Origin of the sequence: Streptococcus sp. CF7_Ac1-8 (genome assembly GCF_024295435.1) — a bacterium.
In the GTDB taxonomy this organism is placed as follows: domain Bacteria; phylum Bacillota; class Bacilli; order Lactobacillales; family Streptococcaceae; genus Streptococcus; species Streptococcus mitis_AP.
In genome coordinates this window covers 16,775-41,940 of the sequence record NZ_JANCPI010000005.1, presented here as the reverse complement: position 1 = coordinate 41,940, position 25,166 = coordinate 16,775, and the positions used below count along the sequence as shown (strand labels likewise).

23 protein-coding genes and 1 pseudogene are annotated in these 25,166 nt (G+C 42.2%); 2 read left to right on the top strand and 22 right to left on the bottom strand.

What is annotated here, in order from left to right:
• Nucleotides 1-2 precede the first annotated feature (2 nt).
• The 13 genes from NMM26_RS03585 to NMM26_RS03525 form a co-directional block, all read right to left on the bottom strand.
• A complete protein-coding gene (locus NMM26_RS03585) occupies nt 3-1,313 on the bottom strand; it encodes an LCP family protein (RefSeq protein WP_254753727.1) in 1,311 nt (436 codons plus the stop codon).
• Nucleotides 1,310-2,158, bottom strand: coding sequence for a prephenate dehydratase (gene pheA / locus NMM26_RS03580; RefSeq protein ID WP_254753728.1), 849 nt, complete (start codon nt 2,156-2,158; stop codon nt 1,310-1,312). The genes NMM26_RS03585 and pheA overlap by 4 nt, the downstream gene beginning before the upstream one ends.
• Complete coding sequence (locus tag NMM26_RS03575; RefSeq protein WP_254753729.1) at nt 2,155-2,631, bottom strand: shikimate kinase; 477 nt, start codon at nt 2,629-2,631, stop codon at nt 2,155-2,157. The genes pheA and NMM26_RS03575 overlap by 4 nt, the downstream gene beginning before the upstream one ends.
• Nucleotides 2,624-3,907, bottom strand: a complete 1,284-nt coding sequence (gene aroA / locus NMM26_RS03570) for a 3-phosphoshikimate 1-carboxyvinyltransferase (RefSeq protein WP_049550650.1) — start codon at nt 3,905-3,907, stop codon at nt 2,624-2,626. The genes NMM26_RS03575 and aroA overlap by 8 nt, the downstream gene beginning before the upstream one ends.
• Before the next feature lie 91 nt (nt 3,908-3,998).
• Nucleotides 3,999-4,337: a YlbF/YmcA family competence regulator gene (locus tag NMM26_RS03565; RefSeq protein ID WP_254753730.1), complete on the bottom strand. Its 339-nt coding sequence runs from the start codon at nt 4,335-4,337 to the stop codon at nt 3,999-4,001.
• A 53-nt stretch (nt 4,338-4,390) separates the two neighbouring features.
• Entirely contained in the window at nt 4,391-4,678 is a 288-nt protein-coding gene (locus tag NMM26_RS03560) for a hypothetical protein (protein ID WP_254753731.1), read from the bottom strand.
• Between the two features lie 144 nt (nt 4,679-4,822).
• Complete coding sequence (locus NMM26_RS03555; protein WP_001124153.1) at nt 4,823-4,972, bottom strand: hypothetical protein; 150 nt, start codon at nt 4,970-4,972, stop codon at nt 4,823-4,825.
• A 10-nt stretch (nt 4,973-4,982) separates the two neighbouring features.
• Nucleotides 4,983-6,086: a prephenate dehydrogenase gene (locus tag NMM26_RS03550; protein WP_001140490.1), complete on the bottom strand. Its 1,104-nt coding sequence runs from the start codon at nt 6,084-6,086 to the stop codon at nt 4,983-4,985.
• Nucleotides 6,087-6,095: 9 nt separating this feature from the next.
• Nucleotides 6,096-7,262: a chorismate synthase gene (gene aroC / locus NMM26_RS03545; protein ID WP_001269851.1), complete on the bottom strand. Its 1,167-nt coding sequence runs from the start codon at nt 7,260-7,262 to the stop codon at nt 6,096-6,098.
• Nucleotides 7,263-7,271: 9 nt separating this feature from the next.
• On the bottom strand, nt 7,272-8,339 hold the full coding sequence (gene aroB / locus NMM26_RS03540; RefSeq protein WP_254753732.1) for a 3-dehydroquinate synthase: 1,068 nt from the start codon (nt 8,337-8,339) through the stop codon (nt 7,272-7,274).
• A gap of 18 nt (nt 8,340-8,357) precedes the next feature.
• On the bottom strand, nt 8,358-9,212 hold the full coding sequence (locus NMM26_RS03535) for a shikimate dehydrogenase (protein WP_254753733.1): 855 nt from the start codon (nt 9,210-9,212) through the stop codon (nt 8,358-8,360).
• Nucleotides 9,202-9,879, bottom strand: a complete 678-nt coding sequence (gene aroD / locus NMM26_RS03530; RefSeq protein WP_000767749.1) for a type I 3-dehydroquinate dehydratase — start codon at nt 9,877-9,879, stop codon at nt 9,202-9,204. Before aroD ends, NMM26_RS03535 begins: the two co-directional genes overlap by 11 nt.
• Nucleotides 9,876-11,045 carry a class I SAM-dependent rRNA methyltransferase gene (locus tag NMM26_RS03525; RefSeq protein ID WP_254753734.1) on the bottom strand — a complete coding sequence of 390 codons (1,170 nt, stop codon included), beginning with the start codon at nt 11,043-11,045 and terminating at the stop codon, nt 9,876-9,878. The genes aroD and NMM26_RS03525 overlap by 4 nt, the downstream gene beginning before the upstream one ends.
• A gap of 149 nt (nt 11,046-11,194) precedes the next feature.
• Here NMM26_RS03525 and NMM26_RS03520 point away from each other — a divergent pair, with 149 nt between their 5' ends.
• On the top strand, nt 11,195-13,312 hold the full coding sequence (locus NMM26_RS03520) for an LTA synthase family protein (protein ID WP_029690068.1): 2,118 nt from the start codon (nt 11,195-11,197) through the stop codon (nt 13,310-13,312).
• A gap of 67 nt (nt 13,313-13,379) precedes the next feature.
• Here NMM26_RS03520 and NMM26_RS03515 read toward each other — a convergent pair whose 3' ends face one another.
• Nucleotides 13,380-15,014, bottom strand: coding sequence for a hypothetical protein (locus NMM26_RS03515; protein ID WP_001237592.1), 1,635 nt, complete (start codon nt 15,012-15,014; stop codon nt 13,380-13,382).
• On the bottom strand, nt 14,995-15,744 hold the full coding sequence (locus NMM26_RS03510; RefSeq protein ID WP_000569198.1) for an ABC transporter ATP-binding protein: 750 nt from the start codon (nt 15,742-15,744) through the stop codon (nt 14,995-14,997). The genes NMM26_RS03515 and NMM26_RS03510 overlap by 20 nt, the downstream gene beginning before the upstream one ends.
• Before the next feature lie 177 nt (nt 15,745-15,921).
• Between NMM26_RS03510 and NMM26_RS03505 the strand changes: the two genes are divergently transcribed.
• Entirely contained in the window at nt 15,922-17,376 is a 1,455-nt protein-coding gene (locus tag NMM26_RS03505) for an alpha-amylase (protein WP_001181038.1), read from the top strand.
• 89 nt (nt 17,377-17,465) lie between these two features.
• Here NMM26_RS03505 and alaS read toward each other — a convergent pair whose 3' ends face one another.
• The 7 genes and pseudogenes from alaS to NMM26_RS03470 form a co-directional block, all read right to left on the bottom strand.
• On the bottom strand, nt 17,466-20,084 hold the full coding sequence (gene alaS, locus NMM26_RS03500) for an alanine--tRNA ligase (RefSeq protein ID WP_049502178.1): 2,619 nt from the start codon (nt 20,082-20,084) through the stop codon (nt 17,466-17,468).
• A 21-nt stretch (nt 20,085-20,105) separates the two neighbouring features.
• A pseudogene (locus NMM26_RS03495) lies at nt 20,106-20,592 on the bottom strand (LURP-one-related/scramblase family protein).
• Nucleotides 20,593-20,864: 272 nt separating this feature from the next.
• A complete protein-coding gene (locus NMM26_RS03490) occupies nt 20,865-21,116 on the bottom strand; it encodes a hypothetical protein (protein WP_000426062.1) in 252 nt (83 codons plus the stop codon).
• A 151-nt stretch (nt 21,117-21,267) separates the two neighbouring features.
• Nucleotides 21,268-22,338, bottom strand: a complete 1,071-nt coding sequence (locus NMM26_RS03485; protein ID WP_049502179.1) for an ABC transporter substrate-binding protein — start codon at nt 22,336-22,338, stop codon at nt 21,268-21,270.
• A complete protein-coding gene (locus NMM26_RS03480) occupies nt 22,335-23,108 on the bottom strand; it encodes an ABC transporter permease (protein WP_000712740.1) in 774 nt (257 codons plus the stop codon). The genes NMM26_RS03485 and NMM26_RS03480 overlap by 4 nt, the downstream gene beginning before the upstream one ends.
• The gene (locus tag NMM26_RS03475; protein ID WP_049502180.1) at nt 23,105-23,911 is read right to left on the bottom strand and encodes an ABC transporter permease; all 807 of its coding nucleotides are present in this window, start codon (nt 23,909-23,911) and stop codon (nt 23,105-23,107) included. The genes NMM26_RS03480 and NMM26_RS03475 overlap by 4 nt, the downstream gene beginning before the upstream one ends.
• Nucleotides 23,892-25,049: an ABC transporter ATP-binding protein gene (locus NMM26_RS03470; RefSeq protein WP_000742900.1), complete on the bottom strand. Its 1,158-nt coding sequence runs from the start codon at nt 25,047-25,049 to the stop codon at nt 23,892-23,894. Before NMM26_RS03470 ends, NMM26_RS03475 begins: the two co-directional genes overlap by 20 nt.
• Between the last annotated feature and the right edge of the window lie 117 nt (nt 25,050-25,166).

The following is a 25,166-nucleotide window of genomic DNA, read 5'->3' as shown; positions in this document are numbered from 1 at the left end:
TCTTATCTCATTCCCATTTGAGATAGCTTGGTTTGATATTTATTTTGGTCTACTAAGAGTGCCTGTCCTCCATAAACATCATAGGCATCGACCCAATCACCTAGTTCTGGAACTGTTAATCTCTCAATACCATTTTGCGCTCCATCTAGGAAGGATAAACCATTGGTCAATAAGAAACTATAAGGAACATTCGTAGAGGTCATCCCAAAGACCTTACCAAGTGCTTCTGATCCAGTAAAGAGTTTGGTTGGATCCTTGAGTTGCTGCAGAACAGCTGTCAGCACTTGCTGTTGTCTCTTGGTACGACCATAATCACCTTCGTCATCATCACGAAAACGTGCATAATTGAGCAAGGTTGAACCGTTCATCTGCTGTTTCCCAACTTTGATAGTCTGGGTTGGTGACTCTGTTTCCGTAGCATGTAAATCATCTCCGACTGTAGCTTCGGTTAAAGGTAGGCCTTCCAAAGTTGAGAATTTGGCATCAATCGTCACACCATCAGGAAATAGAGTGTCAATAGCGGTTGCGAAGGCCTGAAAATCGACCAAGGCATAGTACTTAATGTCCAAATCAAAATTATCTTTCAAAACTTGACGAACCATTTCTGCCCCTTTTTGCCCCTCTTGTTCCCCTAACTCATAAGCAACATTTAACTTATTATCGGACTGCTTTCTACCATTAATGACTTGACTGTATCCGTCTATATAAACCAAATTGTCACGCATAAAGCTGGCCAGCTTGATTTTTTTATCTGAGCCACCAACGTTTAGAACCATAATCGAGTCCGTTCTCGTCTCAGCACTGTTTTGGCCAATCCGTCCATCCGTCCCCATAATCAAAATATTGACCCCATCCTTGGTATCTTGACCATGAAAAACTTCTACTTGAGCTGCCTTAGCATTGGCAGGTTTGGTTGGATCCGCATTTGAATAACCTTTTAGGAACATAAAAATCATACCAAAACCGACACAGGCTAGAAGAGCAAGCAACCCTGCAAAAATGCGCCCCCAACGAATCTTACGTTTTTTGGACTTAACCTTTGGAAGAGAATGGCTTTTCTGGTATTTTTTTGCACGACTACGGTTACCGTAGGTTGGAAGAGGAGACTGATTGACTGGTTCCATAAAAGACTCTTCCATATCGTGATTTTCATTATGAATTTCTGGAGAAACTTCACTACCACTAGCCATATTTAACTTACCTTGCAAGTAAGCAAACTCCTTTTTCTCTCGCTCATTGAGGTAATGAATGTTTTTAAAAAGATAGTCATAACGCAACTGCTCGTGATGGCTTAAAGGATTTTCTTTGCTCATCTTCTCTCCTTTCCATGGTCTGATATTGGATAAATGGGATAGGCACCCAGAACTTTATACTGGATTCCAATCGCTTCTAATTCTTTTTGGGCAAAGTGGACCAAATCCTTATCGGCATAGTCCACATCGATAATGAAAAAGTATTCGCCCAGTGCTGTCTTGAGTGGCCGACTTTCAATTTTTGTCAGATCAATTCCTCGCCAAGCAAAGGTCGAAAGGGCCTTGTAGAGTGCACCTGGAAGGTTGTCAGGTAAACTTAAGGCTAAACTCATTTTTTCACTTTGTGCTTGCAAGGGAATAGTTACACCCTCGGCTCCCAAAACCCAGAAACGTGTGAAATTAGCTTCCATTTCTTGAATATCTTCAGCAATCAGTTCTAAGCTATATTCTTCAGCAGAACTTCTTGGTGCAATGGCTGCATAAGGCTGGTCTGGATGTTCGGAAATAAAACGAGCCGCATAAGCTGTACTAGCTGTCACCTCGATTTGGGCCTCTGGATACTGTTCATCGATGAATTTCTTTCCTTGAGCCAAAGCCTGAGGATGAGAAAAAATCTTTTCAATCTTAGTGTGACCTGGAACCACCATCAACTGCTGATGAACAGGCTGAACGATTTCTGCCACTGCTTGAATGCGAGCCTGATGAAAAAGGTAGTCCAAGGTTTCATGCACACTACCCTCTATAGAATTTTCAACTGGCACTACAGAATAGTCCACCAAACCTTGCTCATAGGCCTTGATGACATCCGTAATATTGGCGAAAGCCTGCAATTCCTCATGAGGAAAAGCAGTCTGCACAACGTGGTGTGAAAATGATCCCTTGGGACCTAGATAAGCAATTTTCATCTCAGTTCCTCTATAATTTCCTCTGGGCTTAGCTTGGTCACATCCAAAACCCGACTGGCCACTTCCTCATACCAAGCCTGTCTTTCTTGAAAAATAGCTGCAAGTTCTTCCTTGCTATTATTTAGAAAAAGCGGGCGCTGATTGTCCTTATCAGCTGCGATACGTTGATAAAGAGTTTCAAAATCAGCTTTCAGGTAGATGTTATCAGAATGAGTCTTGAGTAAGTCACGATTTCGTTGAGAAATAACCACTCCTCCTCCAGTTGACACAACTTGGTCCGTTTTTAGTAGGTCAGCTAATACTTCAGACTCTATCTGACGAAAGGCTTCTTCTCCCTTTTCCGCGAAAAATTCCGCAATGGACATACCTAAGCGTTTCTCAATCAGAGCATCCATATCAAGGTAATTAGGGTCCAATCCTCTAGCAATTGTAGATTTACCAGCACCCATAAATCCGAGTAATACCTTAGCCATGAATCAAGCTCTCCAAATCACCAAAGAAGCTAGGATAGCTGGTATTGATGGCTTCTGCACGGTCAAGCTCCACCTCTCCATCTGCAACCAAGAGGGCCGCAATGGCCGTCATCATGCCGATACGGTGGTCTCCAAACGTATTGACTCTAGCACCGTGAAGGACTGATTTTCCTTTGATAATCATTCCATCTACCGTCGGAGTAATATCTGCTCCCATACTATTTAAGGCGTCTGCCACCACCTGAATGCGATCTGTTTCCTTGACCTTGAGTTCCTCAGCATCCTTTATAACTGTGACACCTTGGGCTTGGGTAGCAAGAAGGGCAATAATAGGCAATTCATCAATCAAGCGTGGAATCAAGGCACCACCAATCTCTGTTCCTTTCAAGTCAGAAGACTCAACAGTCAAGGTTGCAGATTTAGCCACTGGGTCCATTTCGGTTACTTCCAATTTTCCACCCATGGCACGAATGACATCTATAATACCGGTACGCGTTTCGTTGATGCCCACATTCTTAAGCACCAAACGAGAGTTTGGAACAATCAAACCAGCAACTAACCAAAAGGCTGCACTGGAAATATCTCCTGGTACGACCACCTTTTGTCCAGTCAGTTTTTGCGGCCCTTGGACTGTGATTTTTTTACCATCCACACTTAAACGGCCGCCAAATTGTTGCAACATATCTTCAGTATGATTACGGGTACACTCTTTTTCGATAATAACGGACTCCCCCTGAGCTTGCAAGGCCGCAAACATCAAGGCTGACTTGACTTGGGCTGAGGCAATCGGCAACTCATAATGAATAGGTGCTAGGTTTTTCGTCCCTTTTAAATGAAGGGGAGGCAGATCTCGCTCAGTTTGCCCTGAAATGCTGACGCCCATTTTTTTCAATGGAATCGTCACACGGTCCATAGGACGTTTGGAAAGACTGTCATCTCCAAACATTTCTACTTCAAAGTCTGCACCAGCAAGAACGCCTGAAATCAGGCGAATCGAGGTTCCAGAATTTCCCATATCAAGGGCATTTTGCGGAGCTTTTAAGCCATCCATACCTACACCTTGGATGGTAATAACCCCATCTTTATCCTCAATCTCAACACCAAGGTCACGAAAAACCTGCATGGTAGAGAGAACGTCTTCACCTCGCAGAATATCATAAACCTTAGTTTCACCCTCAGCCAAACTTCCAAAGATAATGGAACGGTGGCTGATAGACTTGTCACCTGGAACTCGGATACTGCCATGTAAGTGGCGAATGTTTGTTTTTAGTTTCATACTGGACCTCATACTTGCAATACTTTTACCTATTTTATCATAAAAAGCCAGAAATTCCTTAAAAATTCCTGACTTTATGATAGTTATTTTCTTATTTTAGCAATTCTGAAACTGGTTCAAAAACAATTTTTTCAATGTCAGAAAGGTAAATTGCCAATTGTTGTTGCTTGGTAAAGAATTCTGACAAGAGGCTGTTCCCCTGAATCTGCTTGCCAAAGCCTTCCATCTTATCTTGGAAGAAAGCGTCTGGCATTTGACCTGTCTGTGCTAGTTTTTGAATTTCCTCTTGAAAGGCAACATATTCTGTGAAGATTTTGCTTGCCTCAGCATCTGCTGCAATCGCATCTTTAGCTGCTTTAACAGCCTTGTATTCTGGTAATTCGCGCAGACCGCGACTGAGTTCGTTTGCACTATCGTAAATATTTGACATGATTTTCTCCTTTTTCATTTCTTTTAAAATTACTAGTCACTCTGTGGTCTTTATTATTGTGCAATCACTTTTATATGACCTCTTGAATGTCCATTGCTTAATTCCTTATCTGGTATATACTCTATCTTCAAAGTTCCTAAATTAGAGCCTGTTTTTATTTCATTTGACATAAGATTACCAAAATAGTTATTTATCTCATCATCAGATAAGGATGATTCAATCGATTTAACAATATCATGAAATACTTCTTTCATTCCCGCAACACCAGATTCACTATTTTCATTTGTCTGATTTATTGCTACATTGATTTGATCAGTATCATTTGCATGTAAAAGTTCCAAGTAATACCCATAGCTTGATGCGAAATATTTTATTTTTATATTTCCTTTTTTGATATTTTCTAATTGGCTATTCGAATGTTGATTATAGCTATTGATAAAGTCATTAATAATTCTATCGTCTACATACTTTGAATTATTTTCCTCTTAACTTATTTCTTTCTTGGATGGTTCATTTTTTGTCTCAACACTTGCTTCTGAAGTAGTTTTCACATCTTTTTTAACAGCGTAAGCTCTAAGTAAGATAAAAGAAATAAAGATAATACCAAATATGAATCTAGGCTCTATTTTAGGCATATTTTTCTCCTTATTTGATGACAACTGTGTAGTCCGTATTTTCTGAAATTAAGCGCTCGGCTCTTTCCAAGTCTTGAGCGTTTTTAAATGAAATTTGTAGGATCCCGTGAATATCTTCACGGTTTTCCTCGTTGATGTGGATGTTAACCAAGGAAGTTCCACGTAGTAGTTCCAAAATCCGCAAGATGACATCTTCTTCATCGGGAACATCGACATAAAGGTCATAAGAGCTATCCACACCGCCACGCTTATGGATTTCCATGGCCTGCCGTTGCTCACGCGCTTGGTTGAAAAAATTCCAGATTTGCTCCTCATCTCCCTTGCTGATGGCCTGACCAATCTCTTCCAAACGCTCCTTAAAATCCTCAATTCGATCCAAAATAGTCTCACGATTAGACAAGAGAATAGAAGTCCACATACCTGGCTCGCTTTCCGCAATCCGAGTCATATCTCGAAAACCACCGGCCGCGAAGCGCCTTGCCATCTCATGTTCTTGAGCATAGACCGCGGTCTGCTCCATGAGACTGGAAGCCAGAATATGAGGAAAATGACTAATCTGAGAAGTGACTCGATCATGCTCCTTGGCATCAATCTCGATAAAACGAGCGTGAAGACCTGAAAGCAAATCCTTCATTTCCTCAAGCGTGTCAGGACTTGTCAGGCTCGAAGGTGTAAAGATATAATAGGCATTTTCAAAAAGATTGACATCCGCAGAAGCAGCCCCTGTCTTGTGACTACCAGCCATGGGATGAGCCCCGACAAAGCGAACAGGTTTGCCAGCCAAATACTGCTCCGTCGCATCCACAATGGCTGACTTGGTCGAACCAGCATCTGAAATAATGACGCCTTCTTTTAAGTCTAAGTTGGCCAACTCCTTAATGAAAGCAATAGTTTGTTTGATCGGCAAGCTAAGAATAATGATATCTGCCATAGGAGCAAAACTGGCAAAATCATCCGTTGCACGGTCAATCATACCTTCTTTCAAAGCAATATCTCTCGAGGCTTGACTGCGATTGTAACCTAAAATTTCATAATCTGGATGATCGCGTTTGATGCCAAGTGCCATAGAGGCACCGATCAACCCAAGACCTGCGATATAGATTGTTTTTGCCATAGGAACTCCTTAATAGTTCTTTGTATAGTCTCGATGTTTGGCCACTGCTTCTTTTAATTCCTCTAGGTTATCTGATGAGAATTTTTCAAGGATTTCTTGTGCCAGAACCGTTGCCACAACGGCTTCCATAACTACACCGGCTGCTGGAAGAGCGGTCGGATCACTTCTTTCGACTGTTGCCTTGTAGGGTTCGTGGGTTTCGATATCCACACTCATAAGAGGCTTATAAAGAGTAGGAATAGGTTTCATGACGCCTCGAACAACGATAGGTTGCCCATTGGTCATACCACCTTCAAAGCCGCCCAGATTATTAGTACGGCGAGTATAGCCGTCTTCTTTAGACCAGAGAATTTCATCCATGACTTGGCTGCCTTTACGATAACCAGCTTCAAAGCCAAGACCAAATTCCACCCCTTTAAAGGCATTGATAGAGACAACAGCTTGAGCCAATCTTGCATCCAATTTTCTGTCCCATTGGACATAGGAACCAAGACCAACTGGAACACCTCCAACGACTGTCTCAATAACTCCACCAATTGTATCACCATCACGTTTGATTTGGTCAATATAATCCTTGATTTCCTGTTCCCGTTCTTGGTTGACAATAGAAACTTCAGACTGGGCAGCTCTTTGCTTAATCTCAGCCACTGTTAGATTTTCAGGAACATCGATTTCCTTACCACCAAAGACTACGACATGGTTGGCAATCTCCATATCCAGTTCAGCCAAGATGCGTTTAGCTACTGCCCCAACTGCCACTCGCATAGTTGTTTCACGAGCAGATGAGCGCTCCAAGGAATTTCTCAAATCGTCAAAACGGTACTTGATCCCCCCAACCAAATCAGCATGTCCTGGGCGAGGATGGGTGATTTTTCGTTTGCTTTTAAGGCGGTCTTCAATATCCTCCGCAGACATGATATCCAGCCATTTCTGATGGTCTTTATTAATGACATCCATGGTAATAGGAGCCCCTGTTGTCTTCCCGTGGCGAACACCAGAAGTAAAGACAACCTGGTCACTCTCAATCTTCATACGGCCACCACGACCGTAGCCACCCTGACGGCGTTTAAGGTCCTCATTGATGTCCTCCGCTGTCAAAGGAAGTCCAGCTGGAATTCCTTCAATGATAGCCGTCAGACGGGGACCGTGTGATTCTCCTGCAGTTAAATATCTCATACACTCTCCTTATTTTACCAAGTAGTCTTTCATCTCTTCCAGAGAAACTGGGTGAATGGTTGTCGAACCGAGCTCTGGTACCAAGACCAATTTCAAGGTATTGCCACGCGCCTTCTTATCATGAGTCAAAGCCTGATAAAGCTTATCAACATCCCAGTTTTCATAGTCAACAGGCAAGCCAAATTTCTGACACATGGTTGTAATGGACTGGGTTATCCCAGCTGGCATAAGGCCTTTTTCCTCAGCAACCTTTGAAATTTGTACCATACCCATAGCCACAGCTTCACCATGCATGACTTTTCCATAGCCAGCTGTTGCTTCAATGGCATGGCCAATAGTGTGGCCAAAATTGAGGTAAAGGCGAACACCGTTGTCCAGCTCATCCTCAACCACCATCTTGCGCTTAACCTGACAAGAATGTTCAATCAAGGTCTCCGCATGCTCCAAAATGCTCTCTACAGAACCATCCAGCTCCGTCAAGAGAGCCCAAAGTTCTGGATCCTCAATCAGGCCATACTTGATAACTTCACCCATTCCTTCAATCAACTCTCTCTTTCCAAGTGTTTCAAGGACAAGCGGATCAATCAGAACCCCATCTGGTTGGGCAAAGGTACCCACCATATTCTTAGCAAATGGAGTGTTAACGCCTGTCTTTCCGCCAATAGAAGAATCCACCTGGGCAGTTAAACTAGTCGGAATCTGAACAAAGTGGATTCCCCTCATATAGGTAGAGGCTACAAAACCAGCCAAGTCCCCAACGACACCACCGCCAAGAGCAACGATTCCATCGCTACGAGTCAAACCCTGCTTAACTAAAAATTCATAGACTTTCTGAACAGTGGTTAAATTCTTTCTTTCTTCACCTTCTAAAAAGTCAAAAACGGCTACCTGAAAACCAGCATCTTCTAGGCTGAGTTTGACCTTCTCTGCATAAAGAGAAGCTACATGGTTGTCTGTTACAATGACCACTTTTTGTGGTTGCCATAGTTCTCGCAACCATTGACCAGCCTGAGCCAGACAGCCTTTTTCAATCTGAATATCATAAGGATGATGAGGAATATCGATTCTGATTTTCATAGGAGAATCTCCCTTTCTTTATTGGTATTTTTCTGTTAAGGACTGCCAAATCTCTTCTGTCGGCATTTCCTTTCCTGTCCACAGTTGAAAAGCTTCTGCAGCTTGATAGAGCAACATTCCCAGACCATTGACAACTGGATTCCCCTGACTTCTAGCCCATTTCAAAAATGGGGTTTCAAAAGGCTTGTAAATGATATCTGCTACTAAGAGAGTTTCTGGTAAGACTATGCTTTCAGGAACTGGAGATGATTGACCATCCATGCCCACACTGGTGGCATTGACCAGTAAATCCGACTCAGCAATCCTTGCTTGCAGTTCAGAAACATCTTCTAAAGCATACAAGTCCACCTTAAAGCCTGTCTGCTCCTGTAACTTGTCTAGGTAAGGTCTTGTTTTTTCCCTTGAAATCGAACGAACAAAAACCGAAATCTGGCTAACGCCATCCAAAATAGCTTGTGCCAGAATGGACTTGGCCGCACCACCAGCACCCAGCAGAGTCATCTTTTTACCTGTAATTGTAAAAGAAGGCAAGCTCTTAAAAAATCCCTTGCCATCTGTATTATATCCAATTAAATTGCCATTCTCATTGACAACCGTATTGACCGCACCAATCAAGCGCGCTTCATCGCTCAGCTCATCCAAATAAGGAATCACCTGCTCCTTATAGGGCATGGAAAGGTTGATACCAAACATCTGGTAGCGACGAATATTGGCCACTGTTTCTGCCAAGTCACCCGCTTCAATCTCCCAAGCTACATAAGCACCGTTGGTAGCTGTCGCCTCAAAGGCACTATTGTGAATAAAGGGGGAAATAGAATGCTTAATAGGATTGGCAACCACGGCAGCTAAACGTGTATAGCCATCAAGCTTCATCCAAAATCTCCCTGATTTTTTTCATGTTAGCTAGAGAAATCTGACCTGGGGCACTAGCCTCATCTAGACTAGCAAAGGACCAGCTAGAACCAGTCACATCTGCAGTGATACGAGAGACCTTGCCCACTTTTCCCATAGAAATGGTCACATATTCCTGTTCAGGATTGAGGGTTTTAAAGCCTCGTGTATAGTTCATCAAGTCTAGCACATCCTGCTCCGTGTGGGCCATAACCGCAACCTTAACAAGTTTTGGATTTAAGCTCGTCAACTCTGACAAGATTTCCATCATATTTTCAGGTGTTTCTTGGAAATTGTGGTAACTCAAAATGAGATTCGGGAAGTCCAGCATTTCCTCAAAAACATCCTTGTAGCTATAGTACTCAAAATCAATATAGTCTGGTTGATAGAGTTGCGCCACTTCCTTGATTAGATGGATATATTCTTCTGGAGCAAGGTCAATTTCTCCCCCTTCAGCGCGAGTTCGCAGAGTGAAAACCAACTCACGGCCAGCGAATTTTTCAAAAATAGCTGGAGCTACCTGCAAAATCGCTTCCTTAGGTAGATAGTCGGCACGCCATTCAATGATGTCGGCATCTAGGTACTTCGTGGCATCCAGAGCCTGGGCCTCCTCTAAACTTCTTGGCATTACTGAAACGATTAATTTCATTTACTAACCTTCATACTAATCACCTTGAGGTAATTACTACTTTCATCTTTTTTATTATAGGCAAAATCTGCTGGAAGACCGTATTTATTTAAAATCTGGTAACTTCTTCCTGCAAAGCCTTTATCAATTTGTTCTATAAATTTCTGGCGGGAAACATTGGCAGCATTGGTACTAGCAATGATAATCCCTCCCGGATTTAAAATCTCAAGACTCTGGGAAATCAACTTGTGATAATCCTTGGCCACAGAGAACGTTTGTTTTTTGTTCCGAGCAAAGCTAGGCGGATCTAGTACAATCACATCGTAGGTCAAGCCTTTTCGCTTAGCATACTTGAAATACTCAAAGACATCCATGACTATAAAACGATGGGCCTCTGTCTCTGTACTGATTCCATTTTCCTGAAAATGCGCTTGAGACAATTCTCGTGAACGTTTAGCTAGGTCAACTGAAGTTGTCTGGCTTGCTCCTCCCATAGCTGCAGCTACTGAAAAGACTGCTGTATAGGAAAACATATTGAGCAAGGATTTACCCATAGCCAATCCGTCAACCAGGCTCCCACGAACCTCGTGCTGATCTAGGAAAATCCCTGTCATCAAGCCATCATTCATAAAGACTTGATAGAGGACACCATTTTCCAAAACAGTGAAGAAGTCAGGTGCTTCTTGACCATAAACATGGGCAGATTCATAGTCCAAACCCTTAAAGCGGATCTTCTCATAGGTCCCTAAAACCTCAGGAAAAACCTGTCTAAAGGCTTCTGAGATAAGCTTGCGAATCTGATAAACATAAGAGTTATACCAAGAAAAGACGGCATACTCGCCATAAAGGTCCACTGTCAAACCCCCAAAGCCATCTCCCTCTTGGTTAAAAAGACGAAAGGCAGTTGTCAAATCATCTTGATAGTAAGCTTTTCTCTTTTCTTTAGCTTTTCTAAACAACGTTTCAAAGAAAGCCTGATTAAAGGCCACCTTGTCTGTGCTAACAAACCAACCCAAGCCCTTGTTTTGCTGAGAAAGGTAGGCAGTCCCAAGAAAGTTTCCTTCTTGACTATGGACTTCTACTTCCTGATCCTTGAGTTGGATATCTGCAAGATCGCTGGCTTCCAGTAAAACAAGCCCCTTTGCGAGCTTCTTTTCAACCCTTTTGCTGACTCTTATTCCATTCATAGTCACTATTATAGCAAATTTTGTGACAATTCTCAAAAAAGAAACTACCCTTGCTTTTTTACTCTAGTTTTAAAAAATGGTATACTAATACTAATAAAAACTTAGGAAGTAATTGTGTGAGAATCAATTTTAACAAAATCCAAAAAGCCATGGGTACCAGACTGGGTTTTGTCCTAACCCTTTTAATCCTCTATTGGCTCAAAACCTTATTAGCCTATACCGTTGACTTCAATTTAGATATTCAATTGGGTAAATTGCAGGGAAATTACCTTGCCTTTATCGCCTTTTTCAACCCCCTGCCTTTGGGACTCCTCCTGCTGGCTCTAGCCCTCTATGCTCGCTCAACCAAGGCCTTTTACAGTCTTAGTATAGCTATTTATAGTCTTTTATTCATTTGGCTCTATTCTAATATCTTTTACTATCGAGAATTTAGTGACTTTATCACGGCTAATACCATGAAAGTAGTCAGCAAGGTATCTGTTGGTACTGCGGAACTAGAGTTACTACGCCTTTGGGATTTCATCTATTTTATAGATTTCCCACTGCTGGCTTATCTTCTCTATAAAAAGATCATCCAGCTGGATAGGAGACCTTTCAAATTCCGCTCCAGTGTTGCCATCACTGCTCTTTCAGCCCTGCTCTTTTCAGCTAATCTTTTCTTGGCAGAGATTGAACGTCCCGATCTCCTATCGCGAGGATTTTCTAATTATTATGTTGTCCGCGCTCTTAGTTTGCCAGCCTTTTTAGGCTATAGTGCCAACCAATCCTACAGCGCCAACAAAGAACGTGCCAAGGCCTCTGAGACTGATCTTCAACCTATTACAGATTATATTCAAGAACATTCTGCTAAGCCCAATCCAGACTATTTTGGCTTAGCCAAAGGGAAAAATGTGATTTATCTCCACTTGGAGAGTTTCCAGCAATTCCTGCTTGACTATAAACTCAACATAGATGGAACTGATCATGAAGTCACTCCCTTCCTTAATTCCCTCTACCATTCGCAATCAACCCTAGCCTTTTCGAATATCTTTAACCAAGTCAAGGCTGGTAAGACCTCAGATGCGGAAACCATGCTGGAGACTGGTTTGTTTGGACTTGACCAAGGTTCCTTTATGGTCAATTACGGTGGTACCAATACCCAGCAGGCAGCACCTTTTATCCTATCAAAAAACGGCTATCAATCGAGTGCCGTCTTTCACGGTAATATCGGGACCTTCTGGAATCGAAATACGACCTATAAACAATGGGGCTACCAATACTTCTTTGATGCTTCCTACTTCACCAAGCAAGACAGTAGCAATTCTTTCCAATATGGTTTAAATGATAAAATCATGATGAAAGATTCTATCCAATATCTGGAGCATTTGCAACAGCCTTTTTATGCCAAGTATATCACGGTGTCCAATCACTATCCCTATGCTAGCAATCTGACGGGAGATGAGCTTGGTTTCCCACTGGCTAAAACCAAAGATGAAACAATCAACGGCTACTTCCAAACAGCTAACTATCTGGATAGTGCCATCAAGGCCTTCTTTGACTATCTCAAAGAAAGTGGCCTCTATGAAAAATCCATCATCGTCATCTACGGAGACCATTATGGCATTTCTAATTCCCGCAATCCTGACCTGGCACCTTTGATTGGAAAGACTTCTGAGAACTGGTCGAATTACGACAATGCCATGTTGCAACGAGTGCCTTTTATGGTAGTCATGCCTGGTTATGAAAAAGGACAAATCATCAATACCTATGGTGGACAAATTGATATCTTACCGACTCTCGAACACCTCCTTGGTATTGAGTCCAATTCCTTCCTTCAAGTTGGACAAGATCTTCTGTCTCCAGACCATCAAAAAATCGTTGCCTTTCGGACTGCCAATTCCTTTGTCACACCTAAATACACTAGTTACGACGGACGTACCTACTATACTGAGAGTGGTCTTGAAATCAGCAATCTTGATGAACAAGCTCAAACTGAACTAGAAAGCGTTCGTCAGGCAGCCAGTCAACAGCTAAAAATCAGCGACCAGATTCAAACTGGTGATTTGATACGTTTCTACCAAAAAGATCATCTTGGAACAGTTGATACAGAAAGCATTTCTTACCTCAATTCCTTACCAATTCTGCAAAAAATTGAGCAAGAAAAAGGTAGTCAGTCAACTAGTCTCTTTAGCCAACGACAAGGTAAAACCAGTACTGACCTTTTCAAAGCACCAAGTTACCAAGAACTCCACCCCGAGTCTGCCGAAACCGAATCAAAATCACAATAAAAAATGCTCTTCCGTCTTGGAGGAGCATTTCTTTTTATAAGATTTATCAAGCAAGCGACCAACTATCTCATCTTTTTTCTATTTCCGTCAATATGCGTGACAGGTAGTAATGATATCCAAAAATAGCAAGACCAAGCAGAAGGATAAGAGCTCCTACTCCCAAGCTAATGGCAAGGATAGGGGAGAGAGACCGAACCAAGAATATGCTCCCTATTACAAGGGCCATTAAGATTGCACTATAAATTAAGAGTAAAACTATTGCTACTATACGATTTGAACGGTTCACCAGGTCCGTAATGTTACTCCAATTGGTTGACAGATTTTTCACGTCCTTAAAGTAATGGTGGCAAGAAAGGATGACACTGGCAAGGGTCCAGACTACAAGAAGGTAAATCATCGAAAGGATGGGCAAGCCTAGATATAGAGAAAGACCAAGTAAAATCAAAACTGGTAAAAAGGACTGGACAGCAAATATAATCCAAAATTTCACTTTCACATAGCGAGCAAAGTCAAAAGGTAAACTCTTAAGAAAATCAACATTTTCCCTCTCCAAGGATAAGGCTATTGAATGCAGGCTGGTGATATTGTTATTGACAACAGATATAAAAAGAGCTATAAAAAACAAGGGTAACCAGTATGGAGGATGAATGTCCGGAACTATCTGAGAATCTCGGATGTTGGAAATCAGACCGATCATCATGAGATAAGGAAGGAAAGCACTTGTAAAAAGCACTGTAATCACGCCAGTCCCCTGTCCTAAAAGGGTGAGGTGGTAGCGTAAAACCATACGGAAAAAGCCCTTTTTAGTAGTTGAAAGCCCCTCCTTACTGCGACGTTCTTTTTTGACCTTCTCCTCACTATTAAGTAGGATCACATCATAAAAACGAGGAAAAACCTTCTTTTTGGTCAGGTAAAGCAAGAAAAGAGTTAGAATTATCCAAGCGAGCAGACCCAGTATGGCTTCTGTCGAAAAAGGCTCCACTGCTATTTTGTAAAAGATATGAAGAGGATAAAGGAGAAATGGAATGTCTCTAACTTTGTCAACAATACTTCCAAAAGTCGACTGTAGAAAGAGGACAAATATTAAAGGTATGAGAACTCCTATTCCAATCATCACATTCGAAAAAATAGACTGATACTTTCTGAAAACCGTAGTCTGAGCCAAGAAATGTACTGCCACTACCATCACTAAAGTAACAGAGACAAATAACAAGGCCAAGGACAGCAGCATCAAAGGCAAGCCCAGCCAAAGAGAAGGAGCTAGCCTAATATAGAGGACTAGAAAATAAGCTAGGATTGGTACAATTCCAGCTAGAGCTGGCAAGAGAACAGACAGTCCTTTAGCAATTATAATCTCTGATTCTTTAAAGGCATAGGGCCTATACGATACCAAATCCTTACTCTCATAAAAGACATTGTAAAATGCAGTGAAAGAAGTTGAAAAGGCAAGCACCAGTAAAATAGCAATCATGCTACTAAAAAAACTTGGCATTTCCTCAAAAGGAAAACGAAAGGCTATATTTATAAACATGATGAGCATCAAGAGACTGGAAAAAATGTAAGAACTGAGGACTCTAGCGGAAACATTTACTTTTTTTCCAGGATTTTTAGCTTGCTTCTTTCGTAGATTAGCCAGATTAGCTTCTTGAGATGAATAGAGGATATTGATATCAACTAATTTTTTAATGACCTTGAGACGCATCTGAAACCTCCTCTTTTCTACCAGCAAGACTCAGATAAATACTTTCCAAAGACTGGTCTGGGTGGTCTTTTCTCAAGTCCACTACGCTACCACAATAAATCAAATGTCCCTTTTTCAAAATGGCAATCCGATCACAGACTTGCTCAGCTACCTCTAGGACATGAGTTGAAAACAAGACCGTCTTCCCTTTTTGTGCATGTTCCTTCATCATTTGCTTCAAATCAAAGGCAGCCTGGGGATCCAAACCAGTCAAGGGTTCGTCCAAAACCCAAATATCAGGATCAGACAAGAGTGCTCCGATGACAAAGACTTTCTGACGCATTCCGTGAGAAAGGGTTTCAATAACCTGATAGCGGTTTTCAGCAAAATCAAAAACGTTCAATAGCCTAGCTAGACTAGCCTCCAAGTCAGAGCTAGTCAGATCATAGGATGAAGCAATCAATTCCCAAAATTCATTGGCCGTTAAGCGTAAAAATAAGTCAGGCGAGTCTGCTACATAGCCAATCTTTCGTTTAATAGCTAAACGATTTTCCGATAACTCCTGACCGTCTACCAAAATACGACCACTGCTGGGTGAAATGATACTGACTAAGGATTTTATAGTGGTCGATTTTCCAGCCCCATTATGGCCAATCAAGCCCATAATCTCTCCATTTTCAATCTGCAGATTGAGATTGCTCAAGGCCTCTTTATCACCATACAACTTACTAACATTTTGAAATTCAATCATGAGAAATCTCCTCTCTTTATCTATGTAATTTACTATAATTATAGCGCTTTCATTTTAAAAATCAACATTTTATATAAAATAGTCAAAAACTTATTATTCAGTTTTACGCAAACGTTTGAGCTAACCGATACTTTATGATAGAATAAAGAACAAGATTGACAAGTAAGAGGAAACATCATGCAAAATCAAACACTCATGCAATACTTTGAATGGTATCTGCCCCATGACGGCCAGCACTGGACGCGTCTGGCTGAAGATGCTCCACACCTAGCTGATCTCGGTATCAGCCATGTCTGGATGCCACCAGCCTTCAAGGCTACCAATGAAAAAGATGTCGGCTATGGGGTCTATGACTTATTCGACCTAGGCGAGTTTAATCAAAAAGGTACTGTCCGCACCAAGTATGGTTTCAAAGAAGACTATCTTCAAGCCATTCAAGCTCTAAAAGCACAGGGAATTCAACCTATGGCCGATGTGGTGCTCAATCACAAGGCTGCTGCTGATCACATGGAAGCCTTTCAGGTTATTGAAGTGGATCCTGTAGACCGTACAGTTGAACTTGGGGAACCCTTCACCATCAATGGCTGGACTAGCTTTACCTTCGATGGTCGCCAAGATACCTACAATGACTTCCACTGGCACTGGTACCACTTCACTGGTACAGACTATGATGCCAAACGCCGAAAGTCTGGGATTTATCTGATTCAAGGAGACAACAAGGGTTGGGCAAATGAGGAATTGGTCGATAATGAAAACGGTAACTACGACTACCTCATGTATGCCGACCTAGACTTTAAACATCCTGAAGTCATCCAAAATATCTATGACTGGGCTGACTGGTTCATGGAAACGACTGGTGTAGCTGGTTTCCGCTTGGATGCCGTTAAACACATTGACTCTTTCTTCATGAGCAATTTTATCCGTGATATGAAGGAAAAATACGGTGAGGATTTCTATGTTTTTGGTGAATTTTGGAATCCTGACAAGGAAGCCAATCTGGACTATCTTGAAAAAACGGAAGAACGCTTTGACCTTGTCGATGTTCGTCTCCACCAGAATCTCTTTGAAGCCAGTCAAGCTGGCGCAAACTATGATCTTCGTGGTATTTTCACAGATAGCTTGGTTGAGCTCAAACCTTACAAGGCTGTAACCTTTGTCGACAACCACGATACCCAACGTGGTCAGGCTCTTGAATCTACTGTTAAAGAATGGTTCAAACCAGCAGCCTATGCCCTCATTCTATTACGCCAAGACGGCCTTCCATGTGTCTTTTACGGAGACTACTATGGGATTTCAGGGCAGTATGCTCAACAAGATTTCAAAGAAGGCCTTGACCGCCTCCTAGCCATCCGAAAAGATTTGGCCTATGGAGAGCAAACAGACTACTTTGATGATCCTAACTGTATCGGTTGGGTACGTTCAGGTGCTGAACATCAATCCCCAATCGCAGTTCTTATCTCAAATGACCAAGAAAACAGCAAGTCAATGTTTGTCGGCCAAGAATGGGCTAACCAAACCTTTGTAGATTTACTTGAAAACCACCAAGGTCAAGTTACAATTGATGAGGAAGGTTATGGACAATTTCCAGTCTCAGCTGCTTCGGTAAGTGTCTGGACTGCCAATACAATCTAATTGCCATTGATTATAAAGCCAGATCCAATCAGATTTGGCTTTTTTCTATTCACAAAAAGACCTACCCAAATGGATAGATCTTTATTTTCTTACAATTTACCTGCTACTGCATCCAACAATTCTTGGATCTTAGCTTGGTTGCTTCCTCCTGCCATGGCCATGTCTGGTTTACCACCACCACGTCCATCGACGATTGGTGCTAATTCTTTGACAAGGTTTCCTGCATGAAGGTCTTTTGTCTTGCTTGCTACAAGGACATTGACTTTATCACCAATAGCGGCAACTAGGACAAGAAGATCAGAGTAGTCTTTTTGTTTCCAGTTATCCGCAAAAGTACGAAGAGCACCAGCATCAGATACAGATACTTGGCTAGCAATGTAACGGTGACCATTGACTTCCTTCACATCCTTGAAGATATCGCCTGCGGCTGCAGCTGTGGCTTTTTCTTTCAACTCAGCATTTTCTTTTTGCAATTGACGAAGTTGTTCTTGAAGTCCTTCTACCTTGTGAGGTACTTCTTTAAGTTGAGGTGCTTTCAAGGTTGCTGCGACAGCTTTAAGAGCGTCCTCTTGTTCACGGTAGGCTTCAAAGGCTTCCTTACCAGTCACTGCCAAGATACGGCGAGTTCCTGATCCGATACCTTCTTCTTTGACAATCTTGAAGAGGCCAATCTCAGAAGTGTTACCAACGTGAGTACCACCACAAAGCTCGATAGAGTAGTCACCAATAGTAACAACACGGACTTCTTTACCGTATTTCTCACCAAAGAGGGCCATAGCACCCATTTCTTTAGCAGTGTCAATATCCGTTTTAACTGTCTTCACTTCAAGAGCTTCCCAGATTTTTTCGTTGACTTGCTGTTCAATCGCACGCAATTCTTCTGCAGTTACTGCTTGGAAGTGTGTAAAGTCAAAGCGAAGGAATTCAACTTCGTTAAGAGATCCTGCTTGTGTTGCGTGGTTTCCAAGGATATTATGAAGGGCAGCGTGAAGCAAGTGAGTCGCAGTGTGGTTTTTCATAACACGGTGACGACGATTAGTATCGATTGCCAAGGTATATTCTTGGTTCAAGGTAAGTGGTGCAAGGACTTCAACTATATGAAGAGCTTGTCCGTTTGGTGCTTTTTGAACATTTGTCACAGTAGCCACAACCTTACCTGACTCATCCAAGATTTGTCCGTGGTCAGCGACCTGTCCACCCATTTCAGCATAGAATGGCGTTTCCGCAAAGATAAGTGAGGCAGTTCCTTCTGATACAGCTTCTACCTCTGCATTATCAGCCACGATAGCCACCAATTTAGAAGATAATTGGCTAGCATTGTAGTTGAAGACACTTTCTACAGTGATGTTTTGAAGGGTTTCATTTTGCATACCCATTGAGCCACCCTTGACAGCTGACGCACGCGCACGCTCTTGCTGTTCTTTCATGGCTGCTTCAAAACCTTCACGGTCTACAGTCATACCAGCTTCTTCAGCGATTTCCTCAGTCAATTCAACTGGGAATCCATAAGTGTCATAAAGTTTGAAGACATCTGAACCAGCGATAACAGATTGACCTTTTTCTTTCAAGTCAGCTACGATGCCTTGGGCAAAGTGTTGACCTGAGTGAAGGGTACGGGCAAATGACTCTTCTTCACTCTTAACGATTTTCTCAATAAAGTCACGTTTTTCAAGCACTTCTGGATAGTAGCTTTCCATAATTTTTCCAACAGTTGGAACGAGTTTGTAAAGGAAAGGCTCGTTGATTCCCAATTTTTGACCATGCATAGAAGCACGACGGAGAAGACGACGAAGGACATAACCACGACCTTCATTTCCTGGAAGGGCACCATCACCGATGGCAAATGAAAGGGAACGGATGTGGTCTGCGATGACCTTAAAGCTCATGTTGTCGCCATCTTGGTCATAAACCTTACCAGACAATTTCTCCACTTCACGAATGATTGGCATGAAGAGGTCCGTTTCAAAGTTGGTCTTAGCCCCTTGGATAACGGCCACCAAACGCTCCAAACCAGCGCCCGTATCAATGTTCTTGTGTGGCAATTCCTTGTATTCGCTACGAGGAACAGCAGGATCTGCGTTAAATTGTGACAAAACGATGTTCCAGATTTCAATGTAACGGTCGTTTTCGATATCTTCTGCAAGAAGGCGAAGACCTATATTTTCTGGGTCAAAAGCTTCTCCTCGGTCAAAGAAAATTTCTGTATCAGGTCCAGAAGGCCCAGCACCGATTTCCCAGAAGTTATCTTCGATTGGAATTAAGTGGCTTGGGTCCACTCCCACTTCAATCCAACGGTTGTAAGAATCTTTATCATCTGGATAGTAAGTCATGTAAAGTTTCTCAGCAGGAAAATCAAACCATTCAGGGCTTGTCAAAAGCTCATAAGCCCAAGTGATCGCTTCGTCTCGGAAGTAATCACCGATAGAGAAGTTCCCCAACATTTCAAACATAGTATGGTGACGTGCAGTCTTCCCTACGTTCTCGATGTCATTGGTACGGATCGCCTTTTGCGCATTGGTAATACGTGGATTCTCTGGGATAATAGTCCCATCAAAGTATTTCTTAAGAGTTGCTACACCAGAGTTGATCCACAAAAGTGTTGGGTCATTTACAGGAACCAAACTCACTGATGGTTCTACAGAGTGACCTTTGGTTGCCCAGAAGTCAAGCCACATTTGGCGTACTTGTGCACTAGATAGTTGTTTCATATTGTCTCCTTATTTACTTGTTTAATGTGATTGGCTTTCCAGCATCTCCACATAGTCAATCGCGACACAGAGGGAAATGACTAGGTCTGCATAAGCGTCCTCAAGGACCGTTACGTTATAGGTAGAGGTCAGATGGAAGAGTTCCTTCTTAATTTCCGCAATCAGCTGATCGCGATCATCCAGCAATTTGAAATTCAAATCCCAGATATTGCCCTCGATACGAAGACCTAGATTATCAAACTCATACTTATCTCGCCAGAAGGTCAACTTCTTGCGAATGACAAAACTCGAGCCATCCCGAAGCTGAATCTCAAAACGAGGAAGCAAGGTCAAGATTTCTTTACTAATCTGACTGACTTGTTCACCATTAACATCATAGATGGTAAAAGTTTTGGGAATCTTAAAAAAATGATCCCTCTACCTGATAGGCGATTTCTCCCCTGTCATCCTTGATAGCGAAGCGTTCGCCTCCAAGACGAAACTTTTGTTTGACAAGAAATGTTTTCATCAACACCTCCAAAAATTAAAAGACAAGCTCATATCACGAAGGGCGAAAAACCGCGGTACCACCTTCATTCAATGAACTTGTCATTCTCTTATTCTTATGCAATTGTATGATTGAGTAGCATGACTTTCTAGCTTAGATGGCTCGCAGCACCGCCATTTCTCTGGACTAAGACAACTGAAAATCAAATCTCAACTTTCTTATTATATCGTTTTTTTAAGCTTGCGTCAACTGGAAATGATACCCATTTAATAACCCATTTCCTACATCTCAGATTACTTTTTCAGAACATATTTTTTCTTACTACTATCACTCTTTTTATCCCAACTTTTATTCCAAAGTTTTGAATTGTTAAAGATAGCTACGAAAATATTTGCAAATATAAAGAACCCTATCACCAAATGTATGGAATCAGTTGTTAGGTATTGTCGATCCAAACCATCCTTTAGATAAAATAGTATATATGTTTGCTGAACAGTCAAAAAGGTTGGCCAGAAACTTTTTTTGAAAAAAGTAGACATTTCCATTGTTTGTTACCGCTTTCTGTAAGGTTAAACTTAGTATACTACTGGGCTAAAAAATAAGCAACCAGAATAGAAAAATATACAGTTAAAAAATTGCCTTCTATTTTTTAAAAAACGAACCAGCTTGACTGATTCGTTTCGTGACTGCTAACTCCTACTTCCGATACATTTTAAATTGTAGGAAGAGGTCGCTGTATTTACCTGTCCATTTATGGTCAAATTTCTCATAAACTTCTAGGTGTTTCATGGTTTCAGCATCTGGATAGAAGGCCTTGTCTTCTTTTTTCTCCTCTGGTAGCAATTCCTTAGCTGGTAGGTTTGGTGTTGAATAGCCGACATACTCCGCATTTTTGAGAGCATTTTCAGGTTTCAACATAAAGTTGATAAAGGCATAGGCTGCGCCTTGGTTTTTGACTGTTTTTGGTATAACCATATTGTCAAACCAAAGGTTGCTGGCCTCAGTTGGTACCACATAGCGTAGATTTTCATTTTTTTCTAGCATTTGGCTAGCTTCACCAGAGAAGGTCACGCCGATAGCAGCGTTGTTCTGAATCATGTATCCCTTCATCTCGTCTGCAACGATAGCCTTGATATTTGGAGTCAATTTGTAGAGTTTGTCTACTGTCTCTTCCAACTGCTGGGTATCCTTTGAGTTGAGGCTATAACCCAGAGAGTTGAGACCTAACCCCAGCACCTCACGCGCCCCATCAAAGAGCATGATGGAGTTCTTATACTCTGGCTTCCAGAGGTCATCCCAATGCTCAGGCGCTTGATCGACCATGGTTTCATTGTAGACAATTCCCAGTGTTCCCCAGAAGTAAGGAATGGAGAATTTATTGCCTGGGTCAAAGGACTGGTTGAGGAACTCTGGTCCGATATTTTCAAGACCTTCAAGTTTTGAATAGTCAAGCGGTACTAAGAGGTCTTCGTCCTTCATCTTGTTGATCATGTATTCACTTGGGATGGCAATATCGTAGGTCGTTCCACCCTGCTTGATCTTGGTATACATGGCTTCGTTGGAGTCAAAGGTCTCATACTGGACTTGGATTCCTGTCTCTTCTGTAAACTGAGTCAAGAGTTCAGGATCAATATAGTCTCCCCAGTTATAGATAACCAATTTTTGACTATCTCGGCTATTGATTTTACTGTCTAGATGAGTCGCAATTCCCCACAAGACCAGAATAATGGCTACAATTCCTGCTAAAAATGAATAGAGTTTTTTCATGCTTGCTCCTCCTTCTCACGTGAGATAAAGTAATATCCAACAACTAGGATAATACTAAAGAGAAAGACGAGGGCAGACAGGGCATTGATTTCTAGCGAAATCCCTTTGCGAGCACGAGAATAAATCTCGACTGACAGGGTTGAAAAGCCATTTCCCGTTACAAAGAAGGTCACGGCAAAGTCATCTAGCGAATAGGTGAAGGCCATGAAGTAACCTGCAATGATAGACGGAGTCAGGTAAGGAAGCATGATTTCCTTGAACATCTGAAATTGACTGGCACCAAGGTCATAGGCCGCATGAATCATGTCACCGTTCATTTCCTTGAGTCGAGGCAAGACCATCAAGACCACGATAGGAATCGAGAAGGCCACATGACTAGATAGAACGGTCAAAAAGCCAAGTGAAAACTTGAGTTGGGTAAAGAGAATCAAGAAGCTGGCACCAATCATAACATCAGGCGCAACCATGAGGATATTATTGAGTGAAAGAAAGGCTTCTTGGTATTTCTTACGAGATTGGTAAATATAAATGGCACCAAAAGTCCCGATAATGGTCGCAATCAAGGCTGACAGGAAGGCCAAGAAAAAGGTCTGAGTCACAATTAACATAAGGCGACCATCGCCAAACATGGTTTTAAAATGACTCAAACTAAAGCCTGTAAAGCTATTCATGTCGTTGCCTGCATTAAAGGCATAGCCAATCAAGTAAAATATTGGCAGGTAGAGGACAAGAAAGACCAGTCCCAGATATAGATTGGCAAATTTTTTCATCGTTCTCTCCTTTCCTTAGTCACCCACATGGTGATGAACATGGTCAGGATGAGAATCACACCGATGGTTGAACCCATACCGTAGTTATCATTTGTCAGGAAATTCTGTTCAATAGCAGTTCCCAGCGTGATAACGCGGTTTCCACCAATCAAACGGGTCAGCATGAAGAGACTCAAGCTAGGAATAAAGACCGACTGAACTCCACTTCGCACGCCGTTCATCGATAGAGGGAAGATGACATGACGGAAGGTCTCCCACTTGGTCGCACCGAGGTCATAGCTGGCATTGATGAGATTGTTATCCATATCGTCCAAGACATTGAAAATCGGCAAAATCATAAAAGGAAGCTCGATGTAGCTTGCGACAAAGATAAAGGAGAAATCGGTAAAGAGCAACTGTTGCGAACCGATTCCGATAAATTCCAAGAATTGGTTAATAGAGCCATTCTGACCAAAGATACCGATAAAGGCATAGGCTTTGAGGAGCAAATTGATCCAAGTTGGCAGGATAATCAGCATGAGCCAGAGTTGACGGTGCTTAAGACGGGTTAAGAAGAGGGCCGTCGGATAGCTGATGAACAAGGTAACTAAGGTCACAATCCCTGCATAAAGCACTGAGTTGAAACTCATTTTGAGATAGGTTAAGTTTTGTGACGCAAAGTAAGATTTATAGTTTTCTAAACTAAACTGGCCTTCAATGTTGAAAAAGGATTGTCCGAAAATCAAGACCAAGGGTGCAAGGACAAAGAGGGCAATCCAAAGCATGTAGGGCACTACAAAGAGTTTAGAGCTTGTTTTCTTCATCTCTTTCCTCCTCGATTGCATTGATCAGACCTGCTTCTTGCTCTTCGATTTCCACGTATTCTTCGATACGAGCATCGAACTCTTCTTCAGTTTCGTTGAGACGCATGATATGGATGTCTTCTGGCTCAAAGTCCAGACCGATTTCCTCACCCACGATAGCCTTACGAGTCGAGTGGATCATCCATTCATTCCCAAGTTCGTCATAGGCGATAATTTCATAGTGAACCCCACGGAAGAGTTGAGTATCCACCTTGACTTGGAGCTTGCCTTCTTCAGGAAGGGTAATGCGCAAGTCCTCTGGACGAATGACAACCTCAACAGGTTCATTTGGCTTCATCCCTCCATCGACCGCTTCAAAGCGTTTGCCGTTAAACTCAACCAAGTAGTCCTCAATCATGGTACCTGGCAAGATGTTTGACTCGCCGATAAAGGTAGCAACAAAGTGGTTGATTGGCTCATCGTAGATGTCCACAGGTGTTCCAGACTGGACAATCTCGCCATCATTCATAACAAAAATCCAGTCACTCATGGCCAGGGCTTCTTCCTGATCATGAGTAACAAAAACAAAGGTAATGCCCAATCGTTGTTGCAGTTCACGCAGTTCGTACTGCATGTCTGTTCTTAATTTTAAGTCCAGCGCTGATAAAGGCTCGTCCAACAAGACCACACGGGGTTGGTTGATGATGGCACGGGCAATAGCCACACGCTGACGTTGTCCTCCAGAGAGTTTACGGATGGAACGTTTTTCGTAACCTTCCAACTGAACCATCTTGAGAACTTCCGCAACGCGTTGCTCGATTTCCTTCTTGTCAATCTTACGCAAGCGTAGTGGAAAGGCAACATTTTCAAACACATTCATATGTGGAAACAAGGCATAGGATTGGAAGACGGTATGGACGTCTCGCTTGTTGGTTGGGATGTCATTGATTCGGACACCGTCCAGTAAAATATCTCCTGTCGTCGCATCCAGCAAACCTGCAATGATGTTAAGGATAGTTGATTTCCCTGAACCAGACGCGCCTAGAAGAGTATAGAACTTCCCTTCTTCCAACTCAAAGTTGATATCTTTGAGAACCTTGGTGTTGCTGTCTTCAAAAACTTTAGAGACGTTTTTGAATTCAATAATTGGTTTTTTCAATTGTCGTTTATTCCTTCTTTTTCATAGATTAACAGATCAGGGCTCTGTCAGGCCGCTACTACCTCGTGTAGGAGATTGAACTGCCTACATTCTTCTGCACTAACGATAGGCCTTCAC